This is a genomic window from Corynebacterium sp. HMSC074C01, from assembly GCF_001814605.1.
Classification (GTDB): Bacteria; Actinomycetota; Actinomycetes; order Mycobacteriales; family Mycobacteriaceae; genus Corynebacterium.
This window is the reverse complement of record NZ_KV817297.1, coordinates 13,503-37,467: the sequence shown is the minus strand read 5'-3', so window position 1 is coordinate 37,467 and position 23,965 is coordinate 13,503. Positions and strand designations below refer to the sequence as shown.

General features: G+C 62.2%; 23 protein-coding genes. 12 read left to right on the top strand and 11 right to left on the bottom strand.

The window, feature by feature from the left end:
* Positions 1–52: 52 nt before the first annotated feature.
* Positions 53–1,336: a hypothetical protein gene (locus tag HMPREF2978_RS09545; RefSeq protein ID WP_070745216.1), complete on the bottom strand. Its 1,284-nt coding sequence runs from the start codon at positions 1,334–1,336 to the stop codon at positions 53–55.
* Between the two features lie 27 nt (positions 1,337–1,363).
* Positions 1,364–3,064 carry an FAD-binding dehydrogenase gene (locus HMPREF2978_RS09540; RefSeq protein ID WP_012715369.1) on the bottom strand — a complete coding sequence of 567 codons (1,701 nt, stop codon included), beginning with the start codon at positions 3,062–3,064 and terminating at the stop codon, positions 1,364–1,366.
* Positions 3,065–3,406: 342 nt separating this feature from the next.
* Between HMPREF2978_RS09540 and HMPREF2978_RS09535 the strand changes: the two genes are divergently transcribed.
* Together HMPREF2978_RS09535 and metS are read left to right on the top strand one after the other, a co-directional pair.
* Positions 3,407–5,026, top strand: a complete 1,620-nt coding sequence (locus HMPREF2978_RS09535; protein WP_070745214.1) for a sodium-dependent transporter — start codon at positions 3,407–3,409, stop codon at positions 5,024–5,026.
* Positions 5,027–5,051: 25 nt separating this feature from the next.
* A complete protein-coding gene (metS, locus tag HMPREF2978_RS09530; protein WP_070525148.1) occupies positions 5,052–5,216 on the top strand; it encodes a methionine/alanine import NSS transporter subunit MetS in 165 nt (54 codons plus the stop codon).
* Positions 5,217–5,246: 30 nt separating this feature from the next.
* On the opposite strand, the gene HMPREF2978_RS09525 is transcribed toward metS, so the two are convergent.
* Positions 5,247–6,212: an MDR family oxidoreductase gene (locus tag HMPREF2978_RS09525; protein ID WP_070745211.1), complete on the bottom strand. Its 966-nt coding sequence runs from the start codon at positions 6,210–6,212 to the stop codon at positions 5,247–5,249.
* Positions 6,213–6,298: 86 nt separating this feature from the next.
* On the opposite strand from HMPREF2978_RS09525, the gene HMPREF2978_RS09520 reads away from it, so the two are divergent.
* Positions 6,299–6,871, top strand: coding sequence for a VanZ family protein (locus HMPREF2978_RS09520; RefSeq protein WP_168166446.1), 573 nt, complete (start codon positions 6,299–6,301; stop codon positions 6,869–6,871).
* Positions 6,872–6,874: 3 nt separating this feature from the next.
* On the opposite strand, the gene HMPREF2978_RS09515 is transcribed toward HMPREF2978_RS09520, so the two are convergent.
* From HMPREF2978_RS09515 to HMPREF2978_RS09505, 3 genes are read right to left on the bottom strand one after another with little or no spacing between them, the layout of a single operon-like run.
* Positions 6,875–7,885 carry an NAD(P)-binding domain-containing protein gene (locus HMPREF2978_RS09515; protein WP_070745208.1) on the bottom strand — a complete coding sequence of 337 codons (1,011 nt, stop codon included), beginning with the start codon at positions 7,883–7,885 and terminating at the stop codon, positions 6,875–6,877.
* A complete protein-coding gene (locus tag HMPREF2978_RS09510; protein ID WP_070524185.1) occupies positions 7,886–8,506 on the bottom strand; it encodes a response regulator in 621 nt (206 codons plus the stop codon). It abuts the gene before it with no gap.
* Positions 8,481–9,647: a sensor histidine kinase gene (locus HMPREF2978_RS09505; protein ID WP_070745205.1), complete on the bottom strand. Its 1,167-nt coding sequence runs from the start codon at positions 9,645–9,647 to the stop codon at positions 8,481–8,483. The genes HMPREF2978_RS09510 and HMPREF2978_RS09505 overlap by 26 nt, the downstream gene beginning before the upstream one ends.
* A 115-nt stretch (positions 9,648–9,762) precedes the next feature.
* Here HMPREF2978_RS09505 and HMPREF2978_RS09500 point away from each other — a divergent pair, with 115 nt between their 5' ends.
* The 3 genes from HMPREF2978_RS09500 to HMPREF2978_RS09490 are packed head-to-tail and all read left to right on the top strand — an operon-like array spanning position 9,763 to position 12,283.
* Positions 9,763–10,758 (top strand): ABC transporter permease, encoded by a 996-nt coding sequence (locus HMPREF2978_RS09500; protein ID WP_070745202.1) that lies wholly within the window; start codon positions 9,763–9,765, stop codon positions 10,756–10,758.
* Positions 10,758–11,405 carry an ABC transporter ATP-binding protein gene (locus HMPREF2978_RS09495; protein WP_070745199.1) on the top strand — a complete coding sequence of 216 codons (648 nt, stop codon included), beginning with the start codon at positions 10,758–10,760 and terminating at the stop codon, positions 11,403–11,405. Before HMPREF2978_RS09500 ends, HMPREF2978_RS09495 begins: the two co-directional genes overlap by 1 nt.
* A gap of 53 nt (positions 11,406–11,458) precedes the next feature.
* Positions 11,459–12,283, top strand: a complete 825-nt coding sequence (locus HMPREF2978_RS09490; RefSeq protein WP_070524193.1) for a YwaF family protein — start codon at positions 11,459–11,461, stop codon at positions 12,281–12,283.
* A 161-nt stretch (positions 12,284–12,444) separates the two neighbouring features.
* Here the strand turns inward: HMPREF2978_RS09490 and HMPREF2978_RS09485 are convergent, their stop codons facing one another.
* Together HMPREF2978_RS09485 and HMPREF2978_RS09480 are read right to left on the bottom strand one after the other, a co-directional pair.
* On the bottom strand, positions 12,445–14,058 hold the full coding sequence (locus HMPREF2978_RS09485; protein WP_070745196.1) for an NAD(P)H-hydrate epimerase: 1,614 nt from the start codon (positions 14,056–14,058) through the stop codon (positions 12,445–12,447).
* 10 nt (positions 14,059–14,068) lie between these two features.
* Complete coding sequence (locus HMPREF2978_RS09480) at positions 14,069–14,884, bottom strand: Fpg/Nei family DNA glycosylase (RefSeq protein WP_070745192.1); 816 nt, start codon at positions 14,882–14,884, stop codon at positions 14,069–14,071.
* Positions 14,885–14,962: 78 nt separating this feature from the next.
* Between HMPREF2978_RS09480 and HMPREF2978_RS09475 the strand changes: the two genes are divergently transcribed.
* Together HMPREF2978_RS09475 and HMPREF2978_RS09470 are read left to right on the top strand one after the other, a co-directional pair.
* The gene (locus HMPREF2978_RS09475) at positions 14,963–16,459 is read left to right on the top strand and encodes a DUF1846 domain-containing protein (protein WP_070524200.1); all 1,497 of its coding nucleotides are present in this window, start codon (positions 14,963–14,965) and stop codon (positions 16,457–16,459) included.
* A gap of 53 nt (positions 16,460–16,512) precedes the next feature.
* A complete protein-coding gene (locus HMPREF2978_RS09470; protein ID WP_070525647.1) occupies positions 16,513–17,442 on the top strand; it encodes an oxygen-dependent tRNA uridine(34) hydroxylase TrhO in 930 nt (309 codons plus the stop codon).
* Here HMPREF2978_RS09470 and HMPREF2978_RS09465 read toward each other — a convergent pair.
* The 3 genes from HMPREF2978_RS09465 to HMPREF2978_RS09455 all read right to left on the bottom strand — a co-directional run bounded on the left by HMPREF2978_RS09465 (position 17,439) and on the right by HMPREF2978_RS09455 (position 19,479).
* The gene (locus tag HMPREF2978_RS09465) at positions 17,439–17,921 is read right to left on the bottom strand and encodes a hypothetical protein (protein ID WP_070525645.1); all 483 of its coding nucleotides are present in this window, start codon (positions 17,919–17,921) and stop codon (positions 17,439–17,441) included. The genes HMPREF2978_RS09470 and HMPREF2978_RS09465 overlap by 4 nt on opposite strands.
* Before the next feature lie 11 nt (positions 17,922–17,932).
* Positions 17,933–18,916 carry a universal stress protein gene (locus HMPREF2978_RS09460; RefSeq protein WP_070525643.1) on the bottom strand — a complete coding sequence of 328 codons (984 nt, stop codon included), beginning with the start codon at positions 18,914–18,916 and terminating at the stop codon, positions 17,933–17,935.
* 83 nt (positions 18,917–18,999) lie between these two features.
* A complete protein-coding gene (locus tag HMPREF2978_RS09455) occupies positions 19,000–19,479 on the bottom strand; it encodes a MarR family winged helix-turn-helix transcriptional regulator (protein ID WP_010187909.1) in 480 nt (159 codons plus the stop codon).
* A 170-nt stretch (positions 19,480–19,649) separates the two neighbouring features.
* Between HMPREF2978_RS09455 and HMPREF2978_RS09450 the strand changes: the two genes are divergently transcribed.
* The 4 genes from HMPREF2978_RS09450 (at position 19,650) to HMPREF2978_RS09435 (ending at position 23,900) form a co-directional block, all read left to right on the top strand.
* Positions 19,650–20,009 (top strand): DUF5318 family protein, encoded by a 360-nt coding sequence (locus HMPREF2978_RS09450; RefSeq protein WP_070525641.1) that lies wholly within the window; start codon positions 19,650–19,652, stop codon positions 20,007–20,009.
* A gap of 76 nt (positions 20,010–20,085) precedes the next feature.
* Positions 20,086–22,302: a transglycosylase domain-containing protein gene (locus HMPREF2978_RS09445; protein WP_070745189.1), complete on the top strand. Its 2,217-nt coding sequence runs from the start codon at positions 20,086–20,088 to the stop codon at positions 22,300–22,302.
* Between the two features lie 63 nt (positions 22,303–22,365).
* Positions 22,366–23,721: a glycosyltransferase family 87 protein gene (locus tag HMPREF2978_RS09440; RefSeq protein WP_070745438.1), complete on the top strand. Its 1,356-nt coding sequence runs from the start codon at positions 22,366–22,368 to the stop codon at positions 23,719–23,721.
* Positions 23,718–23,900 (top strand): hypothetical protein, encoded by a 183-nt coding sequence (locus tag HMPREF2978_RS09435; protein WP_010187901.1) that lies wholly within the window; start codon positions 23,718–23,720, stop codon positions 23,898–23,900. Before HMPREF2978_RS09440 ends, HMPREF2978_RS09435 begins: the two co-directional genes overlap by 4 nt.
* The last annotated feature ends 65 nt before the right edge of the window (positions 23,901–23,965 follow it).

The following is a 23,965-nucleotide window of genomic DNA, read 5'->3' as shown; positions in this document are numbered from 1 at the left end:
TTCGCGGTAGTTGTAGGCAGCGGCATGCGGCCTGGAGGGGGCTGAACCAGGGCTAATCCAGCTCTTGGTTCAGCTCCTGGCGGACGTTAGTGATGATCGCGCCGAGGAAGCCCTCGCACCCATCGGTGATGATGGGGAATGTGGAGTCATCTTCGATGACACCCAGCGTGAACAGCAGATCGCGGGTGATGGCGTGCGTGTAGTCGTATTCCGGATTGAACTCCCACTCACCGCGCAATAGGTGGACTAGTTCGAAGGAGAGCTGAGGAATGCCCTCCGGTTCGGCGTAGGCATAAGGGATGTTGTTCATGATGACCTGCGTTGCCCAGAGCGGATCGCTCATGGCCTTGCGGCCATATTTGGTGAGCTTGATCTGCGTCGTTGTGGTCTTGAGCCAATCCAGGTCCGTGAGGAATCCGCGCAGGTTCAGCAGCGGCTGGTGGTAGTCCTCGCGCTTGACCTCATCAAAGTCATTGGGGCTATTCAGTCCCTCCTTAAGGCGCGCGACAGCCGCCTGCTTGAGGTAGCCGGCCCCGGTCAGGCGTGGATATTCCTCGATGACCTCGAGGTATTCGCGTATACGCTGGCCTACGTGGTGAGCGGTGGCGTCGTCAAGCGCCGGCAGCTCATAGTCGGGGCGCAGCTCCGGGTAGGCCTCGTGGATATCCGCGCGCCATTGCTCCAGGATCTCCAGGGATGGCACCGGGATGTCCTCGAAGGGTGTGGAGCGGAAAGGATCGAGGGGGAGATCCCCAGGCAGCGCGGGCTTGGTGCCGCCCTCCAGGTTGGCGGCCTCCGTGCCCATGGTGGCCAGGCGCTGCGCCACGGCCGGCGGGAAGAACGTGGTGAGGCGTTGGTGTATTTGGTCCAGTGTGTAGTTGGGGAAGAGCTCGAAAATGCGCTCCATACTCTCCGTGGGCACGGCCATGTAGGCCATAGTCGCTTGGACATCGAGGACCACCTTGAACATCGCTTCGGCGCTGCCCAGCTCGCTCATCAGATCGGGGCCCTCACCGGCGATGAGGGCCGGAAGGCCCATGACGACGCGCGAGCTATCGGCCACGCTGATGCTGATATTCCATGCGCCGTCTGAGGGGTGGTAGTGCGCTACTTCCCGGAAAGTCTCGAAAAAGTCCTGGTCGATGATGCTGAGGACGTCGATCGGCGTGCCTTCCTCGCCCACGAGGATTCCCGGATGAGAGGGCTCAAGGCCGAGTGCGGCGTGGACGATGATCATCATCTCGCCCACGGTGAGTTCCGCGGGGGCGGCGACGAAGCGGGACGTGGTGAAGAAGGGATTCTCCACGTCGATGCGGACGTTCCTAGCGAGGTTCATAGTGACCGACAGTATTAGAAAACCGTGCTAGCCGCGCGCCAACGCTTCGCCCACGCGCTTGCCCGAATGGATGCACCCGCCGAGGAAGGTGCCTTCCAGCGCATTCTTGCCGTGCATGCCGCCGCCACCGAAACCGGAGGCCTCGCCGCAGGCATAGAGGCCGGGGAGGACCGTGCCATCGGGGTTGAGGCACTGGCCATCGAGGTTGGTCTCCAGGCCACCCAGCGTCTTGCGGGTGAGGAATTTCAGGCGCACTGCGATGAGCGGGCCCTTGGATTCATCGAGGATGCGGTGTGGGGGAGCCACGCGGATGAGCTTGTCGCCCAGGAAGCCGCGGGCCACGCGCAGGTAGTTGACTTGGGCGTCTTTGCTGAAGGGGTTATCAAGCTGGGAATCGCGATCTTCCAGGACTTTTTTCAGTTGGGTTACCTCAATGGTGGGGGAGCCCTCCGGCGAAATCTGGTTCATTCCGGCGACGAGATCCTCCAGGTTGTCTTCCACGACCCAGTCGATACCGTTGTCCATGAAGGCCTTGACGGCCACGTGCGTGCCGGGGCCAAGCTTGCCGGCGAGTTTCTTGAATTCCTTATCCGTCAGATCCGGATTCTGCTCGGAACCGGAGAAGATGAACTCCTTGTCCACGATGGCCTTGTTGAGCACGAACCAGGAGTAACCGTGGCCGGTCTGGCCAATGTGGGCCAAGGCCGCAAGGTTATCGGTGCCGGGGAAGAGGTTGGTGGGCAGGCGGTTGCCTTCGGCGTCGATCCACAGCGCCGAGGGCCCGGGGATGATGCGGATGCCGTGGCCGGGCCAAATGGAGTTCCAGTTGGTCATGCCCTCGGTATAGGCCCACATGCGGTCGGTGTTGACCACGGAGGCACCGGCCTGTTGGGCGATGTCGATGCCGCGGCCGTCGACATGCGCGGGAACACCCGTGACCAGCTCGTTCGGGCATTCTCCCCAACGCTCAGTGGGCCACATCTTGCGTACCTTCTCCAGATTGCCGCCGATGCCGCCGGTGGCGATGACCACGGCGGAGCCGCGCAGCTCGAAGTGCTTGACGACGTCCCTCGGGCTCGCCTCGCCACGTACCTGGTTGGTGGGGGAGAGGACGCTGCCGCGCACGCCGACGACCCGCGGATTGCCGGCGTCGTCGTTCTCCACGACGAGCTCATCCACGCGGTGGCGGAAATGGAACTCTACCTGGCCTTGTTCTTCTGCTTTAAGGAGCGGCTCGCGGAAGACGCGCACGACCTCCGGGCCCGTACCCCACGTGAGGTGGAAGCGCGGTACGGAATTGCCGTGGCCGGAGGCATCGCCCGAACCACGCTCGGCCCAGCCGATGGTGGGCAGGACGTTGAGGCCCAAGGACTTGAGATAGCCGCGCTTTTCATTGGCGGCGAAGCGCACGTACTCGCGGCCCCATTTCGCGCCCCAGAAATCGTGCCGGTCATCCTCGGTCACCGGGTCATAGTCAGCGGAATTGGCCCAGTCCCGCCAGGCCAATTCTTCGGAGTCCTTGACCCGCATCATCTTCTGCTCGGGGGAGTCGACATAAAACAGCCCGCCGAGGGACCAGAAGGCCTGGCCGCCCAGGTTATTGCGGTTTTCCTGTTCCAGGAAGATGACGTGCTTGCCGCCCTTGAGGGCCTCGTAGCCGGCGACCATGCCGGCGAGGCCGCTGCCGACGATGATGACGGAGCCAGTGACCGAGTTAGTTTCTTTCATGACAGTAATGATAAAAGAAACCGGCCGCGATTGTGTGACTTGGCTCGCACGCTGAGTGTCTCAGCTTAGCCATGACTCTGCACGATATCAGGCCTCATCGCTCGGGCCTCTTCCGGATTTACCGTTCCGGACAGGAGCTAGGCGTTGAAGGGGAGTGGTGGTTTTGAGGCCCTGGCCATGGGGTTTGGTCAGAGATAAAGATCTAGAAATAAATATTCAAAACGGTACCTATAGGTCGGCAGGTAGGCTATGCTTCTCGCTAATACTCGTCGTACGCGGCCCGTATAAACGATTCCTACGGTCTTGCCGTGCGCGATATTTGCTCAAGAAGAAAGTTCTCTCATGACTACATTGACCACGCATAAGACTCGTTCGACGCGCGATACTTTTAATACGCGTTTTGTCTTCCTCATGGCCGCCATCGGCTCCGCCGTCGGCCTGGGAAATATTTGGCGCTTTCCTTACGTTGCCTATGAGAACGGCGGCGGCGCCTTCCTCATCCCGTACATGGTTGCCCTGCTCACCGCGGGTATTCCCATCCTGTGGTTCGACCTGGCCATTGGTCACCGCTTCCGCGGTTCTGCACCGCTAGCATTCCGCCGTATCAGTAGCCGCTGGGAGGGAATCGGCTGGTTCAAGGTCGGCGTGAACTTCTTCATCGCCATCTACTACGCCGCCATCATTGCCTGGGCGGCGCTCTACACCATCAAGTCCGTGACCCAGGCATGGGGCGATGATCCCGCGGAGTACTTCATGGGTGATTTCCTTCAGGCAGAGCCGGAGGCGACCTACTCAGGGCACATCGTCCCGTCCATCCTTGGCGTGATGATCCTCGTGTGGATTGTCTGCATCGCCACGCTGGCCACGAGCATCAATGAGGGCATCGGCAAGCTGACGTCAATCTTCCTGCCGGTCCTGGCCGTCATGTTCATCATCTTGGTCATCCGCGCCTTCTTCCTCGACGGCGCCGCAGAGGGCCTCAACGCCTTCTTCAACCCGGACTGGTCCGTGCTGAGCAACCCATCGGTATGGATCGCAGCCTACGGACAGATTTTCTTCTCCCTGTCCATTGGCTTCGGCATCATGATTACCTACGCCTCCTACCTCAAGCCGCGCACCAACCTCACCAACACCGGCCTGGTCACGGCCTTTGCCAACTCCTCCTTCGAGGTTCTCGCCGGCATCGGCGTCTTCGCCACTCTGGGCTACATGGCCGCCCAGCAGGGCGTGGCTGTGGATGAGGTGGCGTCCTCCGGAATCGGCCTGGCCTTCATTGCTTTCCCGACGATCATCAACCTCATGCCACTCGGCGGACTGTTCGGGGTCCTCTTCTTCGGCTCTCTCTTCCTGGCCGGCGTGACCTCGCTGATTTCCATCATGGAGGTCGTCGTCTCCGCCGTGGCAGATAAGTTCAACATCTCTCGCCGCGTTTCCGCCATCACCGTAGGCGGCACCATGGCTGTGGTGTCGTGTGTTCTTTTCTCCACGTCCTCGGGCCTGGTCACGCTGGACATCATGGATAAGTTCACCAATAACCTGGGCATCGTCTTCGGCTCCATCTGCGCCTTGGTGGTCGTCGGCTGGGTCACTGGCCGCCGCCGCGAGATCCAGCAGCACCTCAATGCGGTATCGCAGTTCAAGGTCGGTGGCTTCTGGCAGTTCCTGACCTTCATCGCCACCCCGCTGCTCCTAGTCTACTTCCTGGTCAACGAAATCCTCACCATTGCCCGCGAGGGCTACGAGGGCTACTCCTCCACCCAGATTGGCCTCTTTGGCTGGGCGGTGCTGGGAATCATCCTGCTCGCCAGCTTCCTCATGCCGCTGGTGGCCTTCCGCGGGAACAAGTATCTGGATGGCATGGAGACCTCGGACTACGGCGTCCCCGTAGGTGGGCGCCCAGCCGGCACCCCGAACCCGCTTGCCACGGGTACTACAGCCGCACCGAACACTAACGACAAGTAACGAGTATTAGGAAAGGCCAACGACAATGACTACAAGCGCAATCCTGCTCTTCATCCTCTTCGTCGTCGTCATCTGGGGCGGACTGGTGCTCTCCTCCATCTGGCTGGCCCGCAGTGACGATGACACCACGGGCGAGTTGGGCAATGCCCCCGGCACAGACGACGAATCTCTGTCCCACCGCGTGCACTAAACAGCGGGACGCGGTGAGCTCTGCGCCCGCTTAAATCTCAACCACCGTGCGCCCGTGGCGCGAGCCGGCGCGCAGCTCGGTGGCCGCGGTGGCGACATCGGCCAGCGGCACCGTTTCCGTGATCGAGTTCAGCATGCTGAGGCCGAGGTGTTCGTCGAGAAGCTGCCAAGCCGCCTCGCGCACCGCGCGGGGCGCGTCGACCGAATTGCCGCCGGCCAGGACGATGCCGCGCAAGATGAACGGCAGCACCGAGGCAGGAAGGTCCGGGCCGGCCGCCATGCCGGTGGCCGCGACCACACCACCCCAGCGCACCTGTGCCAGCACGTTGGCCAGGACGGTGGAGCCGGCGGTGTCAATGGCGCCGTCGTACAGCGCTTTCTGCAGCGGGCGGCCGGTCTCCGACAACGCTGCGCGATCCAGAACGTGATCCGCGCCGAGTGCGGTGAGATATTCAGACTGGGAATCCACGCGGCCGGTCACGGCGGTGACCTCGTAGCCAGCGGACTTGAGCAGCTGGACCGCGACGGAGCCCACGCCGCCAGTGGCGCCGGTGACCAAGATATGGCCCTGCGTGGTGCCGTGCGCGCGCAGCTGGTTCACGCAGATAGCGGCGGTGTAGCCGGCCGTGCCGATCGCGGCGGCATCGTGCGCGCTGAAGCGCTGGGGCACGGGGATGGTGGCCTCTGCATTGACGCGCTGGCGGGTGGTGTAGCCGCCGTGGCGGAATTCGCCCAAGCCATCGCCGCAGGCGACGACCAGCTGGCCGGGGCTCAAGCGAGAATCGGAAGTCTCCGCCACAGTGCCCACCACATCGATACCGGGAACGAGGGGATCGATGCGCATGACGCCCTTATTGCCCTCCAGGGCCATGGCGTCCTTGTAATTGAGGGAAGAAAATTGCACATCTACAACCGTGTCACCTTCCCCGAGCAGGGGCTGCTCCTGGAAGGAATGGGTTACTCCGGACTCCGTGCGAGTGACAATGAGTGTGCTCATGGGCACTATCGTACAGAGGATGTGAAGCAGCGTTTTCCGGCTAATGCTTCAGCCAGCGTCCAGAGAACATCGTTAGGGTGAAGCGCATGACTGGGATTAAAGCTCAACACCCGCGCAATAGGCTGCGGCCCGCGCCGGATCCGTATCGGCACCTGCTTCGTGATTCCTTCCTGGTCGCGGCCCTGTCCTTGGTGGTCGTGATGCTGGCGACGGTGGGCAAGCCATTCATGGACATCCCCGGCGTGGTTGATGGATCCGCGCATGCCGTGCGCCAGGTGAACACTCAGCTCTTTGGCGGTTTTGAGAATTCTTCCGTGTGGTACGGCGCGTGGACCGATCTCGTGGGAAACATCGCTCTCTTCATGCCTTTGGGCGCGGCGATATATATGGCCGGGCGTAACCGTGCCAGGATTCGCTGGGGCCTGGGCGGGGCGATGCTCATCGGCCTCATGGTCAGCCTGTGCATAGAAAGCGCCCAATACATCTTTGCCCTGGGCTTTAGCGATGTCGATGACCTTCTCTACAACGCCGTGGGTTCGGTCCTCGGCGCCGTACTCATGGCGCGCTTGGGGCGCGAAGAGCAGACAAAGATCCTGCGCCGCCTGGGATTCCTCCTTGCGCTCGCAGTGGTGGTGCTCCTCGCCATGGTGGTGCTGTAGTACTTAGCTGGGCGTACGCACGAGCTTGGCGACGTCCCCCGCCACCCGCCGCGCATAGGGTGAGACGCCAGTAATCGTGGCCGAGCCCGGGCCCGTCCACGAGCCATAGCCCACGGCGAAGAAGCCTTCCACCGTGGGCTTTCCTTCTGCCAGCAGCCCGGGGAATGGGCGCAAGGCCGGCCGGAAGCCGGTGGCCCAGATGAGATCGCTAAAACCGTCGCGGTTGAGCTCCTCGAGTGAGGAAAACATGCCGGTGGCGCGTAGCAGCCCACTATCACGGGCCTTGAGTACCGGCGGGACCATGACGATATCTCCCAGCTCACTTTCCGGCCCTGGGTCCGGCTCGCCCCGCAGCTTGGCCAGCATTCGCTGACGGTTGCGGCTAAAGAGCACGCGCCCGTCTACATCATCCGGCATCCAGCGCGGAGGGTGCGCGGTAAACCACGTGGTGTCCACGCCGGCGAGGGAGAGCTCGGCGGCGATCTGCGCGCCGGAATTACCAGCACCGACAACGGCTACAGGATTGTTGTGGCCGCGCTCTAAGAAAGGACCACACCCCGGGTAGCTCGCCGTGTGCCATTGGCGCCCCTGAAAATCACCGGGGTAGAAGGGGATAAAGGGCGCGGACCATGTGCCCGTTGCGGCCACGACGGTGCGGGCACGGAACTCACCGTGGGTGGTGAGGAGGCGGAAGCGGGAGGCGTCGTCAAGCACGCGCTCCACCGCCACCCCGTGCCGGACCGGCAGGTCATAGCGCTGCTCATAGCGGGTGAGGTAGTCCACCACGTGGGAAGCCGGCGGGAAGCCCGGGTAGGCGGGCATGGGCCAGCCGGGCAGGGTGGAGGACTGAGCATCGCTAAAGAGCGTGAGTGAATCCCACACGTGCTGCCAAGCTCCGCCGGGGGAGGGGTTGGCGTCGAGGATGAGGAAGTCGAGCTTCTGGCGGCGCAGGTAGTAGCCGGTGGCCAGGCCGGATTGGCCGCCACCCACCACGATGCAATCGTAGGTATGCATCTATTGGATGAGCTTTCGTTCGCGGGCGGCGGAGACGGCTGCGGTGCGGGTTTCCACGCCGAGCTTTTGATAGACGTGGATGAGGTGGGTCTTGACCGTGGCCTCGGAGATGAAGAGCCGCTGGGCAATCTGCTTGTTGGAGGCCCCCGTGGCCAGCGCTTGCAGGATCTCCAGCTCGCGGGGAGACAGCGCGGTTTCCGGCTGCGCCAAGCGCTCCGCCAGGAGGTTCGTGACTTCAGGCGCCAAGGTCCGCTTGCCCGCGGCGGTGTCGAGCACCGCGGCGTGCAGGGTGTCCTCGGGGGCGTCCTTGAGCAGGTAGCCCAACGCGCCTGCCTCCACGGCGGCCAGGATATCCGCCTGCGTGTCATAGGTGGTCAGTATGAGCACCGGGGGCCCATCGAGCTCGCGCACGCGCCGGGTGGCGGCGATGCCGTCAACATCCGGCATCTGAATATCGCAGACGACCACGTCAATGTGGGGAGCATCAGCATCCGCCAGCTTTTCGACGGCCGAGCCATCGGAGCCTTCCAACACCACCTCGATATCGGGGAAAGCGTTTAGAATCGCGCGCAGCCCGGCGCGGACCACGGGGTGATCATCGATGAGCATCACGTTGACCATTGCTGCTGCCTCCTGTTGGGATTCGCACCGCGAGCGCGGTGCCGGCGGGTGATGATTCTACTTGGACGCTGCCGCCGACGCTGCGAACACGCTGCTCCAGGCCGGTGAGCCCGAAGCCGCGCGGACTGTCGATGCCGCGGCCGTTATCGACGACATCCAAGGTGATCTCATCTGTGAAAGAGCCGAGGGTGACCACGGCTTGGTCGGCGTCGGCGTGTTTCATGACATTGGTCAGCCCTTCGCGCGCGGCGCGCAGGATGACGTGGGAAAACTCGGCGGGTACGTCAGCGCTACCGGTGAACTTGAGCCCAAAATAGGTACGCAGCCCGAGCCCTTTGGCCTGGGCTTGGAGCTCATCCACGAGTGCGCGCAGTTCCTTATCGATGGAGGAGGCAGGCGCCGCGAGCTCCTTGACGAAGCGCCGGGCCTCGGCCAGGTTGTCCTGGGCCACCTTCTCAATGAGTGCGAGCTGTTCGGTGACGTCCTGCTGCGTGGACGTGTTCTTGGCGGCGCGGCTGAGCAGGACGATGGAGGACAGCCCCTGCGCTACGGTGTCGTGGATCTCGCGGGAGAGCCGCTCCCGCTCCTCGAGGCGCCCGGCTTGATGCTCGCTGGCGGCGAGCTCTTCCTGGGTCTCACGCAGCTGCTTGGCGACGGCCTCGTGGTGCGCCGCCTCCGCCTGAACCCGGCGGGCGGCGTGGTAGACGGCCACGGCGAAGCAGGTGCCGATGAACGGGCCGATGGCCGCGGCGGCGGTCCAGAATTGCGGGTGGATCCATGCGGGGACGAAGGCGGCCACGGCCCACAGGACCACGCTGGCGAGAATGCCCGGCCAGAAGGGCAGTGCATGGATGAAGACGAAGACCAGCGGGAACTCGAGCCACATGAAGTCTTGGGCGTGCACCATGAGGCCGATCCACAACAAGCACAAAGCGGCGAGCCACAGCGTGGTGGGGACGGGGCGGGTAATGGTGCGGGAACCGAAGATGACGAAACACGTGTAGACCACTGCGAGTGCAATGGAGAGGCCGAGGACGCGGGCGTCGAGGCGCTCATCGGCCCAGGCGCGGAGCACACCGAACACGAGGAGGAAGCCGAACATGGCATGCAGGCCTACGGTCCACAGTTTGTTGCTCATCATCACGAGGCACCAGCCTATCGCCTAGGTGGGGGAGTGCGAATCAACCAACTGGTTGAGTAGAGGTTCAACTGGCTACCCGATTACTTTCGGTGCCCGCACACGCAGGATAAATAGTATGTTCCTGGCATTGAGAGAGATAGTCACCGCCCGCGGTCGGTTCTTCCTGATCGGCGGCGTCGTGGCTCTAATTACGTTGTTGCTCGTTATGTTGTCCGGCCTGACCCAAGGCCTGTCCAAGCAAAATACTTCTGCCCTCGAGGCACTCGGGGAGCAGAATCCTTATGTGACTTTCTCGACGGAAGATCCCTCCTTCACCGAATCGGAGATCTTCGCCGAGGACGTTCCCGCTTCTGGTATTCCGCTGGGCACCTCCCAAACCAAGCTGGAGGGCCACGGCGGTGTGGCGGTTATCGGCCTGCCCGCCGGCACCCAGATCCCCGGCTCCAGCACCGTGATTCCGGAGGAAGGCATGGTCTTGAGCCAGTCCATCGACGAGGCCCTGAACGTGCCGTCCCGGGGCACCCTCGGCGGCGTGGACTTGGCCGTGAATGCAGTGGTTGAGGATGAGTACTACTCCCACTCCCCGGTGGTGTGGGTCTCCACCGAAACCTGGCAGAAGGTTTCCCATTCCCCCGAGGACATGGTGGGCGTGGCCGTGCTTTCCCACGAGCCGACCGACACCTCCGTGTCCATGGGCAAGGCCCTGTCCGGCCTGCCGGCTTATAGCTCGGAGCGCGGTTCCCTGCTGACCATGCAAGCCTTCCTCTACGGTATCTCCGCGCTGGTCACCATCGCCTTCCTGAGCATCTGGACCATTCAGCGCACCCGTGACCTGTCCATCCTGCGTGCCCTTGGCGCCAGCGTGAAGTACCTGCTCAAGGATGCTATCGCTCAGGCAGCCATCATCTTGGCGATTGGCGTTGGGGTGGGCGCGCTCGTCGGCTGGCTGCTGGGCCTTGCCGCCCAAGGTGCTGTGCCCTTCGAGGTCTCCGCCATGACCGTCATCGTCCCCGCGCTCGGCATCTGGCTGCTCGGCATCGCCGGTGCCTTCCTGGCCACCCGCCGCGTTTCCAAGATCAACCCGCTCGACGCCCTAGGAGGCAACGCCTAATGACTACCACCGTTACTCCCGCCCTGTCACTGCGCGACATCGTGGTGACCTACCCCGACGGCCAGTCCCGCACAACTGCGCTCGACGGCGTGAGCCTAGACGTTAAGCCCGGCGGGCTCACCGCCGTGATTGGTGAGTCCGGTTCCGGTAAATCCACCCTGCTCTCCGTGGCCGCTGGACTTATCGAGCCGGACTCCGGATCCGTTGAGATGCACGGCACCCGCGGGCTCATCTTCCAGCAAGCCAACCTGTTGGCAGCCCTGACTGCGCGCGAGCAGCTGCTCATCATTGACCACATGGAGGGCCGCAAGCCCCGCGGTGACCGGGCTGACGAGCTGCTCAGCTTCGTGGGCTTGGAGGGCTTTGGCAACCGCCGCATGAACCAGCTCTCCGGTGGGCAGCGCCAACGCGTCAACATTGCGCGTGCGCTCATGGGCCAGCCTTCCGTGCTGCTTGCTGATGAGCCAACCTCCGCCTTGGACTCCAAGCTCTCCCGCGAGATTGCCAAGTTGCTACGTGGTGTCACCGATGACTTCGATACCGCAACTCTGTTCATCACGCACGACCGCAGCCTGCTCGACTATGCCGACAACGTGGTCGAGGTCAAGGATGGAAAGCTCTCCGAATATTCCGAGCTAGCCGCGTAAGAACCCGCTCATCTCTCACATGTTCATACAAAGGGGTAAATTAATACCCCGTTATGATTCGACCCCGCAAACCCCGAGTAAGCCCGACTGACTACCCGCGCATGCAGCAGTGGACCGCATTGCATGCGCTTATGTTGAGCATCACCGTGGTGGCCTGCGGGGTCTTTATCGTCGCTGCCCGCAGAATCAAGGGAACCTCCCGCGAGACCTTCATCCGCCGGATGGTGGGCTGGGCCTTGCTGGTGGCGGGTACTGCGTGGACGGTTATCTCCCTGGATCCGAAGCAATTCGATATCCGCGAGTCTTTGCCTTTGCATCTGTGCGATGTGCTGCGCCCTATCCTGGCGCTGGGGCTCATTACCGGCAACGAACATGCCCTGACCTTGACCTACTTCTGGGGCATCATCCTCAACCCGCAGGCCATCATTACCCCGGATGTCATCTACTACTTCTCCCCGCGCTGGCTGCGGTTTGGTACCTATTGGTTCTTCCACATCGTGGCCCTTGCTGTTCCGCTAGCGCTGACCTTTGGTTTGGGCTACCGGCCGACGTGGAAGGGCTATCGCTTCGCCGTGAAGGTCACCCCTGTATGGATGGCCACCGCCATGGCGGTCAATGCGAAGACCGACGGCAATTATGGCTTCCTTAACCACGCGCCGGGAAGCCCCTCTATCATCAACCTGCTGGGACCCTGGCCCGGCTACATCGCGGCAGAGACTCTCGCCGTCGCAGCAGCATGGGCGGGGATGACGTGGCCCTGGGAGAACACTTCGCTGCGCCGCGGCACGGTGGCGGTGGGGCCACGCGGGCTCATGCGCAAGTCCGTCGGTACCGCGTCCGGGATCCTGCGCCGGGCCACGGTACGTTTTCGTAAATAGTGGCCCGCGAACCGCGAAATTCGAGGGCTTCGTTGCGAAAACGTACCCACACGGTGGTGGCTAGGTACGGATCGATCAAATAAGGTCCCAGATCTTCGAATTTCTGGGGTGCTATTTGATCGAAACGTACCTTGCTGCGGAGCTAGCGCCGGGCCACGGAGCTAGCGTTGCGCGTTGAGGAGCCGCGCAATGGCTTGCGGGATGGCTGCCGCGATCTGGGACGCAGAACAGGGTGCGAAGCCCTCGGGGGTCTCGGCCGCGATGGCCGCCGCGTGTGCGTGGATAGCGCCGGCGTGGAGGACCTCGGTGATGGTTCGGGCGGTGGTCGCGGCGGCGGTTTCGGTGGAGGTTTCGGCGAAGAGCTGGGCCATGACCGCGCCGAGGATGCCGGAGAGCACGTCCCCGGAGCCCGGGGTCGCGGCAAAAGAGTGACCGGCATTGAAGGAATAGAGCGGCTGGCCCGGGGCGGTAATTCGGGTGAGACGGCCTTTGAGCAGGATGATGCTGTCCAACTCTTCGGCTAGCTCGTGGAGGGCAGCGCCCCACCCAGCAGACGCATCGGGCGTAGAGCTGAAGGCGGCCTCGTAGAGGCGGCTGAACTCGCCTTCATGCGGGGTGAGGATGGTCATCGGGTGCTCGGTAGCTTTCTGGCGCAGGGAGGTGTTGCGCGCCAAAAGTGTCAGGGCGTCGGCATCGAGAACGGTGGGCAGGTCCTGCGCTAGCACCTTGCGCAGTTCGGTGGCCGCCGCTGCATCGGTACCGCGGCCGGGACCCACGACCCAGGCCTGGGCCTGACCGGCGGAGGACACATCGGGATGGCAGACCAGCTCGGGCAGAAGAGAAGTGATCGAGTTATCGCCGATGAACCGCACCATCGAGGGCGTGGCGCGCACCGCCGCGGTAGCGCAGAGGATTCCCGCACCCGGGTAGGTGCCGCTTCCGGCGGCCAGGGCAACGACGCCGCCGGAGTACTTATCGGAGCGCGCGCTCGGTGTGGGATCAACGATGGGGCCAGTGCAGCCAACTGGCCGGGGGCGGGAAGCGCGCCCGCCCGGCAGATCGAGTTCGCCCGATTGCCACGCAAAGGGCGTCGGCACGGAGGGCTCGTGGGCGATGAATGCCGCTGGTTCATCGAGTTCGGCGAGGGTCGCAGCGAAAGAAGGTGCGCCGGGCAAGAAGAGATCGGAGACCACAACCTGCCCGCATTCGGCGGCCAGCGCGTGACCGAGCCGTGGCGAGCCAAAGGTGACGGTGACATCGGCGTGGACGGCATCCGCGGCGCACACTCCCGTGTCGGCATCGACGCCGGTAGGCATGTCGACGGACAAAACTGCCGCCCCGGCAGAAGTGGCTTCGCGGTGGAGCGAGAGCGCAGCGCCGCTCAAGCCCCGGGCGGATCCGAGGCCGGCGATTGCGTCGATAAGCAGCGCGCTTCCTAAGGGCGCGCTGCCGTTAGGCAGCGCGTCGGAAGGAAGGACCGTGCCACCGGCGGCACGGAACGCGGCGAGGGCCTCCTCGTGGCAGCGTTCCGGAACCAGAGCATGGACCGTGACACCGCGCGAAGCCAGCTCCGCCCCGGCAAAGAGTCCGTCCCCGCCGTTGCCGCCGGAACCAGCGAGTATGAGCACCGCGCCGGGGCGAGCCTCCAGCATCACTGAAGCAGCGTCTGCCACCGCCGCGGCGGCCAGCTTCATGAGCTGATCCTCATGAGACTGCTGTTCCAGCAGGTGCTTTTCAGCGGCACGGACAGTGGCAACGGTATAAGCGGGGCGCATAACCCACACCCTAGCGCGCGGGTTGGCAGGTAGGGCACCAGAAGAGGTTGCGGCCCTGCATGACCTGCTCCCGGATTTCGGTGCCGCACACATGGCACGGCAGCCCGGCGCGGCGGTAGACATAGACCTCGCCGCCGTGGTCATCTTTGCGCGGCTCGCGGCCCATGGCCTCCGGTGTGTGCGCGGGACGGACCGTGTCGATGCGGCCGTGCTCGACGCCATAGTCCATGAGCTCCACCAGGTCCGACCAGATGGCATCGAACTCCGCGCGGTCGAGCTGCGTGCCCGGAATGAAGGGGGAGAGTTCTTGCCGGAATAGGGCTTCTGCGCGGTAGATATTGCCCACACCAGCAAAGAGGCCTTGGTCCATGAGCATCGCGCCGATGCTGCGCCGCGAGGCATGCACGCGGGCCCATAGGGCATCCGGGTCGGCATCCTCCCGGAGAGGATCCTGACCCACCTTCGCCACCTTGGCCTTGTACTCCTCCTCCGTAATGAGCGTGCAGAACTGCGGGCCGCGCAGGTTCGCGGCCATCGTTCCGTTATCGATGCGCAGCCGGATTTGCCCCCACACATCAGCGGAAGGCTCAAAGCGCAGGGACCCAATGAGCCCCAAATGGATGTAAATCACGTGGCGCGGGCTGTCCGCATCGAAGTGGAGGAAGAGGTGCTTGCCAAAGGCTTCGGCGAGGGAGAGGGGTGAGGCGTCGACAAGCGCGGCCTCCGCAGCAAACCTGCCCTGGGGGCTGCTCACAGCCAGCGGCGCGCCGCGAAAGTCCGCATTGAGTGTCCGAGCAAGGCGGTGAATAACGTGTCCCTCAGGCATGTCAGGAAGTCTACGCGGGGGCAGTGCTGCTGTAGACTTTCCGGGTACTACCCGTTGAACGGAAGGGCCATAAATACTATGGGGCGCGCAATCGGTTTTGACCGTGAAAAATACATTGAGCTGCAGTCGGAGCACATCAACGCTCGACGCAAAGAAATCGGCGGGAAGCTTTACCTGGAAATGGGTGGCAAGCTTTTCGATGACATGCATGCCTCCCGCGTGCTGCCCGGTTTCACCCCGGATAACAAGATTGCGATGCTTGAGCGCATCAAAGATGACGTAGAAATCCTCGTCTGCATCAACGCAAAGGACATCGAGCGCCAGAAGATGCGTGGTGACCTGGGGATCCTCTACGAAGACGATGTGCTGCGGCTTGTCGACGTCTTCCGGGGCCGCGGCTTCCTTGTCAATAACATCGTCATGACGCAGCTCGAGGACGGCAACAGCCAGGCGGAGGCCTTCATCGAGCGCCTCGAGCGCCTGGGGCTGACGGTGGCGCGCCACCGCGTCATCCCGGGCTACCCCGCCAACATCGACCTCATCGTCTCCGAGGAGGGGTTGGGCAAGAACGACTACGTGGAGACCACCCGTGACCTCGTGGTGGTCACCGCGCCGGGGCCGGGCTCCGGTAAGTTGGCTACCGCACTATCGCAGGTCTATCACGAGAACGTGCGCGGCGTGCAGGCGGGCTACGCCAAGTTTGAGACCTTCCCCATCTGGAACCTGCCGCTCGACCACCCGGTGAACCTGGCATACGAGGCAGCCACGGTGGACCTTAACGACGCCAACGTCATCGACCACTTCCACCTCTCCGCGCACGGCGAGTCCACGGTGAACTACAACCGCGACGTCGAGGCCTTCCCGCTGCTGAAGTCCCTGCTTGAGCGCCTGACCGGCACCGTTCCCTACCAGTCCCCGACGGACATGGGCGTGAACATGGTGGGCTTCTGCATCACCGACGACGAGGTCTGCCGCGAGGCCTCCCGGCAGGAAATCATCCGCCGCTATTTCAAGACTTTGGTGGAGGAGGCCCGCAACGGCCTCGACTCCACGCAGTCCGAGCGTGCCGCCGTGGTCATGGCGAAGGCCGGCATCAAGTCCACCGACCGCCCGGTGGTGCTCCCGGCGCGTCAGAAGGCGGAGGAGACCGACGGCCCGGCGTCCGCGCTGCAGCTTCACGACGGCACCATCATCACCGGCCGCACCTCCCCACTTCTGGGCTGCTCGGCGGCCACCTTGCTCAATGCGCTCAAGCACCTGGCGGGCATCGACGATGACCTGCACCTGCTCTCGCCGGAATCCATCGAGCCGATCCAGACGCTGAAGACCAAGCATCTGGGTTCGCAGAACCCGCGCCTGCACACCGACGAGGTGCTCATCGCACTCTCTGTCTCCGCGGCCAAGGACGAGAACGCCCGCCGCGCGCTCGACGCACTGAAGGAACTCGAGGGCTGCGATGTCCACACCACCACCATCTTGGGTTCCGTGGATGAGGGCATCTTCCGCAACCTAGGTGTCCTGGTGACCTCCGATCCGGTCTTTGCCCGCAAGAGCGCGCTGTACCAGAAGCGCTGAGACTCCACCGAAAAATTGGGGATCTTGCCATTAGCAGGCCTAGACTTGCGGGCGTGACTATTGGCAAGATTCTCCTCTACTACTGCTTTACTCCCATTGAGGACCCCACCGCGATCATGCTGTGGCAGCGTAACCTCTGCGAGAAGCTCGGGCTGAAGGGCCGCATCCTCATCTCGGAGCACGGCATCAACGGCACCGTGGGCGGGGACATGGAGGCCTGCAAGCGCTACGTGCGCGAAACCCGCGAGTACCCGGGCTTCAAGAAGATGGAGTTCAAGTGGTCCGAAGGCGGTGCGGAGGATTTCCCGCGCCTCTCGGTTAAGGTGCGCGATGAGATCGTGGCCTTCGGCGCGCCGGGTGAGCTCAAGGTGGATGAGAATGGCGTCATCGGCGGCGGCGTTCACCTCAAACCCGAAGAGGTCAACAAGCTAGTAGAAGAGCGCGGCGAGGAGGTCGTCTTCTTCGACGGACGCAATGCCATGGAGGCGGAAATCGGCAAGTTCAAGAATGCCGTGGTGCCGGACGTGCGCACGACTCACGATTTCATCGCCGAACTCGAGTCCGGCAAGTATGACTGGATGAAGGATAAGCCCGTGGTCTCCTATTGCACGGGCGGCATCCGCTGTGAAATCCTCTCCGCGCTGATGAAGAACCGGGGCTTTAACGAGGTCTATCAGATTGACGGCGGCATTGTCCGCTACGGCGAAAAGTACGGCAACGATGGCCTGTGGGAAGGCTCGATGTATGTCTTTGACAAGCGCATGCATCACGAGTTTGGCCAGGGCCTAGAGGATCCAGGCTTTATTCAGCTCGGCCACTGCGTGCATTGTGGAAAAGGGACGAATACCTTCCACAACTGCCTCAATGAGGACACGTGCCGCAAGCAGGTGCTCATCTGTGATGATTGCATCCAGCACGTAGAGACACAGCACTGTGGGCGCCCAGATTGCGCCGAGGTGGCTGCGTCCCAGGCACAGGCCTAGTTTTCGAGAACCGGGGCCAGCAGGATCTGGATATCGTTGATGCACCAGATCATGAAGTTGCCGGCCATGACCCAGAAGATGGCCATCCAGCCGCGCCAGCGCACGTAAGCCTTGAGTTTGCGCACCATAATGACTGCGCAGCCGATCATGCCAATGAAGGGGATGATCAGCGTCGTCGTGGCGAACACGGCGCGCTGGGTCCTCGTGCAGAGCCAAGCGGCGTATTCGGCTTGCAGGCAGTTGGTTGTGGTTCCAGCGACCTTGAAGATGCCCGCGAGGAGAAGCGCATAGAGCGCCGAACCGACGAGGATGAAAATCATAAACCACAGCGCTTGGCGCGAGGAACGGCGATTAGCCTCGGCGACGGTGAGGGGATCGGGTTCGTCGGCAAGCTCGTCAAAGCTGCGAGGCTCAGGGCGAGGCAGGTTGGTATAGTCCGCGTCGGACGTGAGATCGTTTTCGGGGTGCTCTGCTGCCATGGTTTGTCAGTCTAACGTGCTTCTTTATCGTAGGTGCTGGGGCAGACCAGTACTGGAACGCCCAGGTGGGGAAGCAGCTCGGTGGCGGTGCTGCCGATGAAGACGCGTTCGATGGGCCCCATGGGAGAGGAACCCAAGCAGAGCAGATCGCCCTTCTTCCACTTCAGTGAATCCACCGCGCCGGACCAACCATGGCCGCTGCCGATGGCCGTCGTGACCGAAAGCTCGGGGTAGGCATCCGCGATGAAATCGTGCGCCCGGTCCAACAGTGAGAGTGAGTGCTCGCGCCAATTGGGGGCATCGGAGGGAAAGGTCGGAGAGTATTCGAGGGGGACGTCGACAAGCCCCTTGGGGGAAAACGCCAGGATACGCAGGGGGATTCCGCCGCGCTGTGCAATGCATGCGGCATGCAGGAGGGCGGGGTCGTCGGCACTGCCCAAGTCGGTGAAGGCGAAATTGATGCGGGTGACGCCGTGCTTGGACAGCTTGATGCCACGCGGGATGAGACCGACAGGGAGGGGCGAATAGTGCAGAAGCGCGTCAGCAGTAGAACCAGAGAAGAAACGGCCCTTCGGCGCGGATTGATTGGCCCCAAGGAGGATGACGCTCGCTTTGAAATCCTCAGCCGCCTGCTCCAAGAGCTGTGGGCGAGAAGGCCCTGCCAAGAGAACGGAGACGTTTTTATCGAGCTGGTCCTTATCCACCCCGGCTGCGTGCAAGGCCTGCTTGACGGCGCGTTCGCAGGTGGCGTGCTCCTTCTTGAACCACTTCTTGTAGGAACCGCTGAGCTTGCTGAGCGACGTCACGGTGAGGGGCTGCGAAATCGTTGAAACCACGCGAATCCGAACGGAGGTGGAACGCGCGAGCCACGCTGCAAACTCGATGGCCTCCGTGCCGGTGGAGCTAGGGCTCCACGACACGAGGACGCGGAGCGGAGGGAGCTGGTCGTCCGGGGAGCATGGCCCTTCCGCAGGGTGTGAAGAATTCTTAGCCATTCAATAAAAAGTTCGGGGTCGTTTTCTTCATTATCGACCCTTCATGCCGGAAAATAAAATCCGCTCTACCGGCACTTTTTGGTCTATTTCCCTTCCATGATTGGACGGTAGACATCAGCAAGCTTGGAAATGAGATTGACCAAAGTGTCTGCGTCCTTGATGTCCTCTGGGTCGAGCCAGCGCAGGATCTCAGCCAAAGCCGCCGCGCGTTGGCGGGAGACAATGGTCAGCTCCGATTCCCCAAGCTGGGTAAGGGCGACAAGTACGCCGCGGCGGTCTTTTTCATCGCGGTGCCGTTCCACGAATCCCTGGCGCTCCAATTGGTATAGCGCATTGGAGGCGGTAGGCATGCGGATGAGTTCTGCTTGCGCGATGGTGCTCACACGGGAGGGACCACGCATGCGCAGCTGGTTCATGATGGAGACCTGCGACGTTGTCAGGGACGTGCCCTCCGTGGTGCGCTGGAAGATGAGCATGAGCTTGTTGAGCGCCGGCTGGATCTGGCGGGCGACTTCCAGGGCATCCTCGTAGGGGACCGGGGATTCGATAGTTTCTTCACTCATGGAAAATAAGTGTAGCTAGAGATCGTGCGCTTCGGTAGTTAGTTATTTGAAAAATTAGGTTTTCTATCACGAAGTGCTTAGGAGCGCTCTAGATTGTTGGAGTCGCCGGCACTACACTGTCCGGCGTGAATTCTCCGTCTAAGGCAGAGTCGGCAAAAGCAAAGCCAACCGTGGCCTACCGTAATGAGGTCTCCTATGAATGGGAGCGCGCGCAACATCTGCGTGAACTTCGTGCGGGGAAGCTCGGGCGCGAAGAGGTCTGTGATGCCGATTTTCTCCTTCGTGCTGCGGCGAAGCATCACGGCGTCGACATGCACAAGCCGTGCCCGGTCTGCGGTGAGGACATGCGGCTGACTCGGTGGGTGTACGGAGATGCCTTGAAACGCCGAGCAGGCAGCGCGCGCAGCGAAGCAGAAATCGCAGAGATAGCCGCTGAGGGCATCGAATTCACCGTGCATTTCGTGGAAGTGTGTCCGGCGTGCCGCTGGAACCATCTGCTTCGAGCCGCCACGGTCTATGCTTTAGGGTAGTTTTGGCTTCCCAGTTCGCGCCGGTAAGCTGCATATATTTACAGTTTCTGTACAGGATTGATGAGGACACGGATCAGTGACCGAGAAGGAAACCTCTGGGCGAAAGTCCGGTAAAAGTAGGAAGAGCCCCTCGCGCAGCGCACGGCATTCGTCGAGCTCTAAACGCCGCTGGCCGTGGATCGTGCTCACTGTCTTATTTGTTTTGGTGGGCATCCCCGCCCTTCTCTTCGGCTTCGCGTATACGCAGTACGACGTCCCCGAGCCCGAGGAGCTGCAGCCGAGTCAGATTTCCCCCATCGTCGCCGGCGATGGGGAAACGCAGTTGGCCAAACTGGTGCCGCCCGAGGGCAACCGGCGGCAGGTGACCCTAGACGAGATCCCGGATTATGTAGAGGGCTCCGTGCTGGCTGCCGAGGACCGCGAGTTCTGGACCAACTCCGGCTTTTCCTTCACTGGATTGGGCCGTGCTGTCTTGGGCAAGCTCACGGGCGATAGCACCGCCGGCGGTGGTTCCACGATCACCCAGCAGTACGTAAAGAACACGCTGGTGGGTGACGAATACTCCTACGTCCGCAAGATTCGTGAGCTCATCTACTCGGTGAAGATGACCAACGAGTGGTCCAAGGAAGAAATCCTCAATGCCTACCTCAATACGGTCTACTTCGGCCGTAATGCTTATGGCATCGAGGCTGCATCTAACGCCTACTTCAACAAGGACGCTAAGGACCTCACCGTGGAGGAAGGCGCTATGCTCGCCGGCCTCATCCAGTCCCCATCCGTGTTGGATCCGTGGGTGGATGAGGAACGCTCGCAGGCCCGTTGGAACTACGTCATGGATGGACTCGTTGAGATGGGCGATCTGGATGCGACTGAGCGTTCCCAGATGACCTTCCCAGAGACGCGCGACCCAAGCGAGTACTCTGCCTACACCGAGGCGCCCGGTGCCTACGGGCACATCAAGAACCAAGTCGCCGGCGAGCTGGCACGCGTGGGAATCACCGAAGATCAGCTGGCCACCGGTGGCCTCAAGGTGACCACCACCATTGATATGACCGTGCAAAACGCGTCAACCGACGCCGCCCACGAGCAGCTTGCGGTGCTGCAGGAGGACGCCCGTGCTGCAGCCGTGACCATCGACCCAGCTACGGGTGCTGTGCGCGGTTACTTTGGCGGCGATGACTCGAATGGTTGGGACTACGCCAACTCTCCGCTGCAGACCGGCTCGGTCTTTAAGATTATGGCGCTGGCTGCGGCCCTCCAGCAGGGCATTGATCTCAATACCTATTACTCCTCCGCTCCCTACCAACTGCCTGGTTCCCAGACCGTGACCAACGTTGGTGGCGGCTGCGGAAGCTGTTCCATCGCTGAGGCGCTGAAGAATTCTTATAACACCTCCTTCCTGCGCCTCCAGGATGACCTGGAAAACAAGATGCAGGACACCGCGGACATGGCGCACGCGTTGGGCGTCGCCCGCAGCCTGCCGGGGATTGAGAAGACCCTAACGGAGAACGGTGGCACGCCGTACGAAGGCGTGGTGTTGGGCCAGTACCAGTCCCGCCCGCTCGATATGGCAACCGCCATGGCTACCTTGACCAACCAAGGCGTGTGGCACCAGCCGCACTTCGTGCAAAAGGTAGAAAACGCCGCCGGCGAGGTCCTTTACGAGAATCCGACCGATGGCGGTGAGCGCCGTGTCTCCGCCAACGTGGCTAATAATGTCATTTCTGCGATGCAGCCGATTGCCGCATGGTCGAATGGCGCACTGGCTGGTGGACGCCCGTCGGCCTCCAAGACTGGTACCACCCAGCTGGGTGATACGGGAACCAACAAGGATGCCTGGATGGTTGGTTCCACGCCGCAGCTGGCTACAGCAGTGTGGGTAGGCACGGCTGATAACACCTCCGCAATCTTTAATCAGTGGGGCGGAATCATGTACGGCTCGGACGCACCGACGAAGATTTGGAAGTCCATTTTGGACACCTCTCTGGCTAACGTCGAGCAGCAGTCCTTCCCGCAGGCTTATCCGATTCACTATGGCGTCGGCAGCTGGGGCTCCGGGTATGTCTATGACCCGAGCCAGAGCACCACGTGGAACCAGGCGCCGGCAAGCCCGGAGAACGAGGGCGACGAGGAAGCCCCAGCCGAAGACGGCGAGCACCACGATGAGGGACAGCGGGAGACCCCAGACCAGCCAGCACAGCCTGAGCAACCGGCCCAACCCGCAGAGCCCGAGGTCCCTTCGCTCGATGACATTCTCAATGGAGATAGACTCGACCAATTACTTGGTCAATAGGAGTTTGATCGCCCGGTGAGCCATCACACTACTTCGCAGATCGTGTCTCTCTCATCCGAGTCTATGACCCACAACGCGGTCGACGCCCTGGGTGGGCCGACGGGACGCTTTGCTCGTTCGGCTTATTCCGGGTGGTGGACGCCCTTGCGCGTGGTTATCACGCTGGCGTGGACGTTTTTGGCGTTTGGGTTTTTAAGTAAGGCAACCTGTGCAGGTAGTCGCCGAGGCGAGGATGGCCTCATCAGCCTGAACTGGGATGGCAACCGCCAATATACGGCTTTTTGCTACAACGACATCGTCCCGCTCTATGGTGGGCGCGGACTCGATCAGCCGGGCTTCCCCTATGCCTATTCCTGGGTTGAGGGCGATCTCACCCGCTACATGGAGTACCCGGTACTGGCTGGCCTCTTTCAGGGCGCCGTCGGATGGCTGGCGCGCACCACCTATCCGGCCGTCGAGTGGCTTGGGATGGCAGATGTCAGCTGGTACTTCGGATTGACCGCGTTCATCATGTCCCTCGTGTGGGTCGGCACCGTGGTGATGGTCTTCCAGCTCACGGGCAACCGGGCATGGGACACCATCCTCATGGCGGCCAGCCCGCTCGTGGTTATTCACGCTTTTACGAACTGGGACATCCCGTCGGTGGCTTTCATGGTCGGCGCGCTTCTTGCAGTGACAAAGCGTAAGAACTGGCTCGCCGGCATCCTCATTGGCCTCGGCACGGCGTTTAAGCTGTGGCCCCTGTTTATCCTGGGCGCGTTTCTGGTGCTGGCCATCCGTCACAAGCGCTGGGCGCCTTTCTTCAAGATGGTCGTGGCAACCGCTGTGACGTGGCTCGTGGTGAACCTTCCCGTGGCGCTGGCCTACCCCGAAGCGTGGGGCGAGTTCTTCAGGCTCAATCAGGAACGTGGTGCGGAGTGGACCACGATCTATGCGCTGTTGAGCCGCGTGACGGGCGTGGGCTTTGAGGCGGAATTCCTCAACACCTTCTCCTTCGTGGCTTTCCTGGCGTGCTGCGCTGCCATCGCCATTATGGGACTCAAGACGCCGCGTGCGCCGCGGGTGGCTGAGATGATCTATCTCATCATCATGGCCTTCCTGATCTTCAACAAGGTGTGGTCACCGCAGTACTCACTGTGGCTCGTCGTACCGGCGCTCTTGGCCCTGCCACGTTGGCGCCTCATCTTTAGCTGGGCGCTTGCCGACGCCCTCCTCTGGCCCATCCTTACCTGGCACATGCTCGGGGCTGAGAACAAGGGCCTGCCGCACGAGATGCTGGATATCGCGGTGATTACCCGTGATGGCTTCATCATCGCCATCGGCGTGTTGATTATCCGTCAGATGTGGGGTAAGTCGGAAGATAAGGTCCGTGCTGCGCACGGCGGTAGAGACCCGTTGGGCGGTGATTTTGCGCGATGACTATGACGATCCTGGGCATCATCTCCATCACGCTGGGTTTTATCTGCGTGTTGAGCGCCTATTACCTGTTTCAACGCTCTCAAGACCGCACCTGGCCCATTGTGCTGGGGCTGCTGGCCCTCCTGTTTCTCACCGTGATTCCTGCTGGTTCGGCGATCTTTGTCGCGGCGACCCACTAGATGCGGCCGAGGAGATAGGGGATTTCCTTTTCCGCCGGTCAGTGCGGTACTGTGTGAGGGTTGCT

Coding starts and splice junctions, on each gene's coding strand:
- HMPREF2978_RS09475 (WP_070524200.1), top strand. CDS start 14,963: ATGGGGCGCGCAATCGGTTTTGACCGTGAAAAATACATTGAGCTGCAG.
- HMPREF2978_RS09480 (WP_070745192.1), bottom strand. CDS start 14,884: ATGCCTGAGGGACACGTTATTCACCGCCTTGCTCGGACACTCAATGCG.
- HMPREF2978_RS09520 (WP_168166446.1), top strand. CDS start 6,299: ATGACTGGGATTAAAGCTCAACACCCGCGCAATAGGCTGCGGCCCGCG.
- HMPREF2978_RS09455 (WP_010187909.1), bottom strand. CDS start 19,479: ATGAGTGAAGAAACTATCGAATCCCCGGTCCCCTACGAGGATGCCCTG.
- HMPREF2978_RS09500 (WP_070745202.1), top strand. CDS start 9,763: ATGTTCCTGGCATTGAGAGAGATAGTCACCGCCCGCGGTCGGTTCTTC.
- HMPREF2978_RS09535 (WP_070745214.1), top strand. CDS start 3,407: ATGACTACATTGACCACGCATAAGACTCGTTCGACGCGCGATACTTTT.
- metS (WP_070525148.1), top strand. CDS start 5,052: ATGACTACAAGCGCAATCCTGCTCTTCATCCTCTTCGTCGTCGTCATC.
- HMPREF2978_RS09545 (WP_070745216.1), bottom strand. CDS start 1,336: ATGAACCTCGCTAGGAACGTCCGCATCGACGTGGAGAATCCCTTCTTC.
- HMPREF2978_RS09510 (WP_070524185.1), bottom strand. CDS start 8,506: ATGGTCAACGTGATGCTCATCGATGATCACCCCGTGGTCCGCGCCGGG.
- HMPREF2978_RS09540 (WP_012715369.1), bottom strand. CDS start 3,064: ATGAAAGAAACTAACTCGGTCACTGGCTCCGTCATCATCGTCGGCAGC.
- HMPREF2978_RS09505 (WP_070745205.1), bottom strand. CDS start 9,647: ATGATGAGCAACAAACTGTGGACCGTAGGCCTGCATGCCATGTTCGGC.
- HMPREF2978_RS09490 (WP_070524193.1), top strand. CDS start 11,459: ATGATTCGACCCCGCAAACCCCGAGTAAGCCCGACTGACTACCCGCGC.
- HMPREF2978_RS09525 (WP_070745211.1), bottom strand. CDS start 6,212: ATGAGCACACTCATTGTCACTCGCACGGAGTCCGGAGTAACCCATTCC.
- HMPREF2978_RS09495 (WP_070745199.1), top strand. CDS start 10,758: ATGACTACCACCGTTACTCCCGCCCTGTCACTGCGCGACATCGTGGTG.
- HMPREF2978_RS09460 (WP_070525643.1), bottom strand. CDS start 18,916: ATGGCTAAGAATTCTTCACACCCTGCGGAAGGGCCATGCTCCCCGGAC.
- HMPREF2978_RS09435 (WP_010187901.1), top strand. CDS start 23,718: ATGACTATGACGATCCTGGGCATCATCTCCATCACGCTGGGTTTTATC.
- HMPREF2978_RS09485 (WP_070745196.1), bottom strand. CDS start 14,058: ATGCGCCCCGCTTATACCGTTGCCACTGTCCGTGCCGCTGAAAAGCAC.
- HMPREF2978_RS09515 (WP_070745208.1), bottom strand. CDS start 7,885: ATGCATACCTACGATTGCATCGTGGTGGGTGGCGGCCAATCCGGCCTG.
- HMPREF2978_RS09440 (WP_070745438.1), top strand. CDS start 22,366: ATGACCCACAACGCGGTCGACGCCCTGGGTGGGCCGACGGGACGCTTT.
- HMPREF2978_RS09465 (WP_070525645.1), bottom strand. CDS start 17,921: ATGGCAGCAGAGCACCCCGAAAACGATCTCACGTCCGACGCGGACTAT.